Source organism: Micromonospora sp. CPCC 205546 (assembly GCF_036902715.1).
Lineage (GTDB): Bacteria > Actinomycetota > Actinomycetes > Mycobacteriales > Micromonosporaceae > Micromonospora.
This window is the reverse complement of sequence record NZ_JBAKHL010000046.1, coordinates 43350-49915: the sequence shown is the minus strand read 5'-3', so window position 1 is coordinate 49915 and position 6566 is coordinate 43350. Positions and strand designations below refer to the sequence as shown.

The following is a 6566-nucleotide window of genomic DNA, read 5'->3' as shown; positions in this document are numbered from 1 at the left end:
CCGACCCAACCTCCGCGCGATCGACCGCATCGACTCACCCTCAGCCCGACCCAACCCGATCTGCTCCCGCTCCAGCGAACTCAACCTTGATGCCACGACCACCCCAACGAAGATCCCGGAAGGGTGTTGCAACCACCGGTTGAGTCCGCCCCGGGGGCCGGCAGCTGCCAAGATCGCGAAGCGGAGCCCCCGGTCGGTCGGGCGGGCACGAAGAACGACGGACACCGCCGGGCGAGACCGGCAGCCGGCCCACGAACCGGAGCGCGGCAGGCCCGCGCATCAGGCCGAGTGGGAGCCGCGGCCCGACTGGTAGGGACGTCCGCGCAGGCCGCCCGAGCGGCGATAGGAGACGGAGCCGCCGTTGGCCGCCGCCGGCAGGTCGGCCGGGCGGTCGAGGCCCATCGCGGCGCGGCGTACCACCTCGCGCTGGGCCGCCAGGCGACGCTGCGCCTCGCGGCGGGCCGCCGCCCGGCGGGCCTGTTCCCGTCGCACCTCGGCCTGCCGGGCGGCCAGCCACGCCGCCTCCCGGGCCCACGCCCGCCGCCGCCGGCGGTCCGCCACCGCCAGCCGCCGCAGGTGTACGACGTACGCGACCAGCAGGGTGGCGGTGACCCCGAAGCTGATCCAGAAACCGGGGCTGACCACGATCACGCCGATCAGCTCGACGAAGTTGAGCAGGAGCAGTGCGGCGAGCACCCGGCGGCGCCGGTAGACGGCGGGGGCGTGGTGCCGGCGGGGCGGCGGACGGCGGCGGCCCTTCCGGGGGGCCGGGGGGACGGCGCGCAGCCGCTTCGACCGGCGCGGGGCGGGGGGCGCGGAGACCGGCGCGGAGAGCCCGCCCGTGCCCGCGTCCTCACTCAGGGTGATGACGAGGCTACGCGGAGGATGCACCGGGCGGCGCCCCGGCACAGTGCGGCGCCGCCGGCGGCGCTGGAGCACCCGCGCCGTCGACTGCGCCCGCTCCGCCACCAGCCGCTCGGTGGCGTCGTACCGGCGAACCAGCGCCGGGGCGAGGGCGAGCAGACCGGCGGCGGCGAGGACGGCGAGGAGCACCGAGGTCGGCACCCTCACCCCTCCCGTCACCGAGTTCGGAGCAACCACTGCCCGGCCGCAGGATCTTCCACCGATCGTGGTCGGATACGCGGATCGTACGGATGGAGCAGCGCTTGCCACAGCTTGCAGTTACTTGAGGTTACGGGCCGTGGACGCGGATGCTGACACGCCGCGCCGATCCCGTGCGTGGGACGGCTCACCCCGTGGTGGCGCGCACCCGGTGCCAGCGGGCCAGCAGCCCACCCTCGGCGGCGACCTCCTCGCTGGTCATCGCGTAGCCGATGTGGTCCCGCCACGCACCGTCGATGTGCATGTAGCGCACGTGGTACGACTCCTCGCGGAAACCCAGCTTCTCCACCACCCGCCGCGACGGCCGGTTCTCCGGGCGGATGTTCACCTCGACCCGGTGCAGCCCGCCCACGCCGAACGCGTGGTCCACCGCGAGCGCCAGCGCGGTGGGGATGACGCCGCGACCGGCCACCCGGGAGTCCACCCAGTAGCCCACGTACGCCGAGCAGAACGCCCGCCGCACGATGCTGCCCACGTTGAGGTGGCCGACCAGCCGTTCCCGGCCGCCCTCACGCAGGCAGACGGCGAACGGCATCCCCTCGCCGGTGCGCGCCGAGCGGCGCTGGTCGCGGTGGACCCAGCGGAACGCGGCCGGCGAGTTCAGCTCGTGCCAGCTTCCGGGCAGCGACGACTCCCACGGCACGAGCCACTCCCGGTTGGCGCGACGCACCTCCGACCAGGCGGCGGCGTCCGAACGCCGGTAGGGCCGCAGCAGCACCGGCCCGTCGGTCAGCACCGCCGGCCACCCCGGCGCCCGCCCGAGACCGAACAGACTCACCGACCAGAACCTCCGCTCGCGACCGACGACGCCGATGCCCGGCCAACGCGCCCGGGCGCGGTCCTCCCGCTCGCGACCGCGGGGCCCGAGGTCGCGATCCGCGCGCTCACCGGCGCCGGTCCAGCAGGAGGACGTCCACCGTGGAACCCGCCGCCGCGGTGGTCACCCGCTCGCCGAGCACCATCAGCCCGTTCGCCTCGGCCAGCCCCGAGAGGGTGTACGGACCGCCGTTGAGCGGCTGCACCGTGTAGCCGCCGCCGCGCCGCTCGGCGACGTGCGCGGGACGGAACTCGCGCAGGCCCACCGGGGAGGAGATCGTCTCCAGCAGGTGCGCGCGGACGCTGGGCCGGAACACCGGCTCCGCCCCGGCCAGCAGGTTGATCGCCGGACGGGCCAGCACCTCGAAGCCGATGAGCGCCGAGCCGGTGTCGCCGGGCAGGCAGACCACCGGCACCTCCTCGGCGCCGACCGTGCCGAAGCCGAGCGAGGTGCCGGGATAGAGCGCGACCTCCGTGAAGGTGACCGGGCCGGCGCGGCTGCCCTCCCGGCGGGAGAGGATCCGCCGCACCATGTCGCCCGGCCCGGTGCCGGTGCCCCCGGTGGTGATGATCAGGTCGGCGCGCAGCGTCTGGTCCTCCAGCAACCCGCGCAGCCCTTCCGGATCGTCGTCGCAGATGCCCACCCGGTACGCCAGGGCGCCCACCTCGGCCGCGGCGGCGGTCAACGCGTGCGAGTTGGCGTCGACCGTCTGGCCGGGCTGGCTGCCCCGCCCCACGTCGACCAGCTCGTCGCCGGTGGCCACGATGACCACCCGGGGACTGGGCCGGACCACGACGTGCCCGATGCCGGTCGCGGCGAAGACCGCCACCAGCGCCGGCGAGACGTAGGTGCCGGCCCGGGCCAGCAGGGTGCCGGCGGGCAGCTCCTCGCCGGCCCGGCGCACCCCGTAGCCCCGTTTGGGCACGCGGAAGATCTCCACGGCGGCCATGCCCTGGTCGGTCCACTCGACCGGGACGACCACGTCCGCGGCGAGCGGCAGCGGCGCCCCGGCGGCGACGGAGAAGCAGGCGCCGGGGGTGAGCCGCACCGGCCGCCAGCTCGCCGCGCCGAGGTCGCCGACGACGTTGAGCCGGACGTTGCGCCCGCCCGGCCCGCCGGACTGGGTCGGGACGTAGCCCACGCCCCGACCACCTCCGGAGATGTCCTCCCAGCGCGCCGCGTACCCGTCCACGGCCGACTGGTCGAAGGCCGGGAAGGAGTGCGGCGCGACGACGTCCTCGGCGAGGACGTTGCCGTGCGCCTGGGTGAGGTCGAGGTCGAGCGGAGGCAGCGCGCGTAACCTGCGCAGCACGCTGCCCAGGTAGTCGGCGAGCGGCGTCAACTCGTTCGCGGCCGCCTCGGCGTCGGCCGACGCTGTCATGTACCAGTCACGCCCGACGCGTCGGTGTTGACGAACTCGGCCAGCCACTTGCGGAACTCGGCGCCGAGGTCGTCGCGCTCGGCGGCGATCTGCACCACGGTCTGCAGGTAGCCCAGCGGCATGCCGGTGTCGTAGCGGGTGCCCCGGTAGACGATCGCGTGCACCGGCGTGCCCTCGTTGCGCAGCAGCTCCATCGCGTCGGTGAGCTGGATCTCCCCGCCGCTGCCCGGCTCCGTCCGCCGGATCGCGTCGAAGACGCTGCTCGGCAGCACGTAGCGGCCCAGCACCGCGAGGTTGCTCGGCGCGTCCTCCGGCTTGGGCTTCTCCACCATGCCGGTGACCCGGACGACCTCGCCGATGTCGGTCAGCTCCGCCTCCGCCGGTTCCACCGAGGCGATGCCGTAGCGCTTCGTCTCGGCCGGGTCGACCTCGAAGAAGGCCAGCACCACGCCGCCGGTGCGCGCCTGGAGCTCCAGCATGGCCGGCAGCAGCGGCTCGGCGGGCTTGACGAACTCGTCGCCCAGCAGCACCGCGAAGGGCTGGTCGCCCACGTGCGACTCGGCGTAGCCGACGGCATGGCCCAGGCCGAGCTGCTCGGGCTGGCGGCAGGTGTAGATCTCGGCCAGCTCGCTGGGGCCGCGCACGGCGGCCAGCCGCTCGGTGTCGCCCTTCGCCTCCAGCCGCGCCTCCAGGTCGGGGCGGCGGTCGAAGTGGTCGACCATCGATGTCTTGCCGCGCCCGGTGATCAGCAGGACGTCACCGATGCCGGCCTGGGTGGCCTCCTCGACGATGTACTGCAGCACCGGCCGGTCGACCACCGGGAGCAGCTCCTTGGGCACCGCCTTCGTGGCCGGCAGGAACCGGGTGGCCAGACCGGCGGCCGGGATGACGGCCTTGACCGCGCGGGAGCGACCGGTTGCGGCGGTCGCCGATGAGGGGTTCGCTGAGTGCTCCGACATGTCGCGAGACTATCGGCCACGGCTCTGTCGTGGAGGGTGAGGACCGGAAGACGCGCCGCCGCAGGGACCCGGCCCCACCGGGTCGGGCACGGCCGGCGTGCTGCCCGGCGCGGCGTCGGTGGGATCGGCCGGTTCGGGGCGGGCCCGGCCCGGCTGACGGGGGGCGCCGGCGCGCGGCATCCCGTCCTCGGGGGTGACCGCCGCGGCCGGGACGGGGATCTCGCGCGCCGGCGGTCCGGTCCGCTCCTGCGCGATCCGCCAGGTGTCGCGGCCGGCCGCCTTGGCGGCGTAGAGCGCGTCGTCGGCGGCGTCCAGCACCTGTTGACCGGTGCCGCCGTGGTCGGGGTGCACGGCGATGCCGATGGAGACGGTGACCCCGATGGCCACGGCGGTCCCGCCGTGCCCGTCGGCGGCGATCGGGTCGTTACGGATCGTCGCGCCGAGCCGCTCCGCGACGATCGCCGCGCCCCGGGCGTCGGTCTCCGGGAGCAGCAGCACGAACTCCTCGCCGCCCTGCCGGAAGGCGAGGTCGACCTCGCGGATCTCGCCGCGCACCCGGCGGGCGAACTCGGCCAGCACCGCGTCGCCGGCGGCGTGCCCGTAGGTGTCGTTGACGTTCTTGAACCGGTCCAGGTCGAGGGCGAGGACGCTGAGCATCCGGCCGAAGCGGCTCGCCCGCTCTACCTCCCGCCGGATCGACTCCCGCAGGTAGCGGTAGTTCCACAGCCCGGTGAGCGGGTCGGTCAGCGAGAGCCGCTGGGCCTCCTCGTGCACCCGGACGTTGTCCACCGCCACGGCGGCGTGGCCGGCGAAGGTGCGCAGGGTGACCAGGTCGTCGTCGTCGAACTCGTCCGCGCCGAGCCGGTCGTAGAGGGCCAGCACGCCGACCGCCCCGGGCGGGGCCGTCGGCTCCGACCCGGCGCGGGGGCCCGGGGAGTCGCCACGGGCGGCGTCGGGCGGGACCGCCGTGCCGGGGGCGGCGAACGGCACCGCGATGTACGTCCGGCAACGCGGCTCCCCCGGCGGCGCGGCGGAGGGCTCCACCCGGCCCCGGCGCGGCTCCCCGGTCGCCGCGACGGCGCCCACCACGCCGCTGCCCAGCGGCACCCGCAGCGGTTCCGACCGTTCGTCGTCCGTGGCGGACCCGTCCAGCCCCTCCGTGCACTGCGCGACGAGCACACCTCCCTCGTCGACCAGCAGCACCGCCCCGGCCCGGGCGCCGGTCGCGGCGATCGCGCTATGCAGGATCACCCGCAGGATGCGTTGCAGGTCGTGCGTGCTGGCCAGGGTGTCCCCCAGCACCGCGAGGTGCCCGCGAAGCTGGTCCCGGCTGCTGGTCAGCGCCGCCACGTAGGTGCCCGTCTCACGGGTCATCCGGTTGAACGCGCCGGCCAACCGGCCGATCTCGTCCCGGCTGCGTACCGGCACCCGGGTGGTCAGGTCGCCGCGCGCCACCCGGTCCACCGCACCGGCCAGCTCGACCAGCGGACGGGTGGTCACCCGGGCCAGCCGCCAGGCGACCACGAGGGCCAGCAGGGTCGCCACCAGCACCGCCGAGCCCAGTGCGACGTACAGGCCCCGGGGCTGCTCGCTCGGCACCGAGAGCACCAGGGGCAAGGGCTGCCCGGCGGACGGGTCGACCCGCCGGACGTACCGGCCGTCCGGGGTCTCGGTGACCCGCTCACCGCGCAGCCGGCCGGCGGCGGCGAGCACGGCGTCGCGTACGCCGGTCGACTCGGTGCTGTGCGCGAGCCGGACGGGCGCCACGGCGTCGTCGAGCAGGGTGACCGCCACCCCCGTCACGGCCGCGAGGCGCGCCACGAAGACCGGGTCGACCGGCTGCGCGGCGGTGACCGTGCCCAGCGGCCCGCCGGCCCGGTCGCGCAGGTCGGCCCGGGCCGCCAGCGCCCGCACCGGCCCGACGGCCGGTGCGGCGGCGCAGTCCCGCCAGGGCTCCGCGGGGCCGCCGGGGCTGGCGTAGGTGACCCGGCCCGTCACGTCGGTGATCCGCACGGCGGCGGCCAGGTTGCGGCGGACCACCTGGCTCGCGGCGGCCGGCCGGTCGCTGGTCAGGGCGATCGCGTCGGCGGCGGCCCGCAGTTGCTGACAGAGGGCGGCGACGGAGGTGCGCACGGTCGCGGCGGCCACCGCGAGCCGCTCGGTGGAGCGGCTGGAGTCGACCGCCGCCACGGTCGCCCCGACGAACATCACCCCGAGCACCACCGGGCCGAGCGCCACCGCCAGGAAGGCTGTGGTCAACCGCCCGCGTAGCGTCACTCGGTCCCCC

General features: G+C 75.8%; 6 protein-coding genes. All 6 read right to left on the bottom strand.

Annotation, left to right across the window (positions count from 1 at the left end):
• A partial coding sequence (locus tag V6U77_RS30085; protein WP_442934444.1) for a helix-turn-helix domain-containing protein occupies positions 1-96 on the bottom strand: 96 nt, incomplete at its 3' end.
• A gap of 183 nt (positions 97-279) precedes the next feature.
• Entirely contained in the window at positions 280-1071 is a 792-nt protein-coding gene (gene sepX, locus V6U77_RS20955; protein ID WP_334608120.1) for a divisome protein SepX/GlpR, read from the bottom strand.
• Between the two features lie 178 nt (positions 1072-1249).
• Positions 1250-1858, bottom strand: coding sequence for a GNAT family N-acetyltransferase (locus V6U77_RS20950; protein WP_442934474.1), 609 nt, complete (start codon positions 1856-1858; stop codon positions 1250-1252).
• Positions 1859-2006: 148 nt separating this feature from the next.
• The gene (locus tag V6U77_RS20945; protein WP_121396714.1) at positions 2007-3320 is read right to left on the bottom strand and encodes a molybdopterin molybdotransferase MoeA; all 1314 of its coding nucleotides are present in this window, start codon (positions 3318-3320) and stop codon (positions 2007-2009) included.
• Positions 3317-4279, bottom strand: coding sequence for a UTP--glucose-1-phosphate uridylyltransferase (locus V6U77_RS20940; protein WP_334608112.1), 963 nt, complete (start codon positions 4277-4279; stop codon positions 3317-3319). The genes V6U77_RS20945 and V6U77_RS20940 overlap by 4 nt, the downstream gene beginning before the upstream one ends.
• A gap of 9 nt (positions 4280-4288) precedes the next feature.
• On the bottom strand, positions 4289-6556 hold the full coding sequence (locus tag V6U77_RS20935) for a diguanylate cyclase (protein ID WP_334608110.1): 2268 nt from the start codon (positions 6554-6556) through the stop codon (positions 4289-4291).
• Positions 6557-6566: the final 10 nt, after the last annotated feature.

Coding starts and splice junctions, on each gene's coding strand:
- V6U77_RS20945 (WP_121396714.1), bottom strand. CDS start 3,320: ATGACAGCGTCGGCCGACGCCGAGGCGGCCGCGAACGAGTTGACGCCG.
- V6U77_RS20940 (WP_334608112.1), bottom strand. CDS start 4,279: ATGTCGGAGCACTCAGCGAACCCCTCATCGGCGACCGCCGCAACCGGT.